General features: G+C 51.7%; 2 tRNA genes and 1 rRNA gene. All 3 read right to left on the minus strand.

What is annotated here, in order from left to right:
- A 23S ribosomal RNA gene (locus tag JNB88_RS33085) occupies positions 1-302 on the minus strand; the annotation flags it as partial.
- Between the two features lie 503 nt (positions 303-805).
- Positions 806-881 (minus strand) — tRNA-Ala (locus tag JNB88_RS33090).
- Positions 882-974: 93 nt separating this feature from the next.
- Positions 975-1,051: transfer RNA gene (locus JNB88_RS33095), tRNA-Ile, on the minus strand.
- Positions 1,052-1,099: the final 48 nt, after the last annotated feature.

Consider the following 1,099-nt stretch of genomic DNA (forward strand, 5'->3'; position numbering starts at 1 on the left):
GCCACTACTTGCGGAGTCTCGGTTGATGTCCTTTCCTGCAGGTACTTAGATGTTTCAGTTCCCTGCGTTCGCTTCTTACACCCTATTTTATTCAGGTGCAGATACCTTATCACAATGCTTGGAAACCCAAGCCGAGCCTAAACTCAGTTTGGATTTTCCAAGCATTTAAGGTGGGTTGCCCCATTCGGAGATCCATGGATCAAAGCTTATTCGCAGCTCCCCACGGCTTTTCGCAGCGTATCACGTCCTTCATCGCCTGTGCATGCCAAGGCATCCACCAAATGCCCTTACGACACTTAATCGTTCTCATTGCCAATGCTCATCATCTCGTTGCCCGCCTCCATCAGGAAACAGCAACAGACCGGGTTACCTTTTACAACCCAGTCAATCCAACAATGCCATCGACGTGTTCGACCTGATTGCTTTATTGGAGCTACGCCGAGCAGCTCGCTTGCATCAGGTCTTAAGACCAGCTTCTCGAGATTAAATCCGGTACCGCGCGGTCAGGCAACGGTAATCAGATCAGCCATCAGACAGCACCAAAAGGCACCGAACAATGGTCAATCCTGACGACAAGCTTCCTTCCTACCTCCAGTCCCTCCACCAGATCCGGCCGACTAAGCCATCCTTGGTTTCAACAGAACTGGGCTCGGACATTGGGTAAAACCCAACACCTGGAAGCCTCCAGATCAATCTTCTCTTCACGATATATGCAGAACAGGCATCTGGCTTAAAACCGATGCAAACTTTGTTTTTCTTCAGAAGACATTTGCCGTCAAAACCGTCAGTCTCAACACCATCGATTTGGTGGAGCTGAGCGGGATCGAACCGCTGACCCCCTGCTTGCAAAGCAGGTGCTCTCCCAGCTGAGCTACAGCCCCTCCAGCTCGATCACCCGGAGATTAATCCAGGTTCGGCAACAATCCGCGCCAGCCATTCCAATCAATTCCCAGTCCATCACCTGCAAATGCAAATGGTGGGCCCGGGAAGACTTGAACTTCCGACCCCACGCTTATCAAGCGTGTGCTCTAACCAACTGAGCTACGGGCCCATTCGGGAACCGGTCCAGCACAAGCCGGACAAGCGCGGTTTTTTGTCT

The organism is Rhizobium cauense (genome assembly GCF_019511525.1).
Classification (GTDB): domain Bacteria; phylum Pseudomonadota; class Alphaproteobacteria; order Rhizobiales; family Rhizobiaceae; genus Rhizobium; species Rhizobium cauense.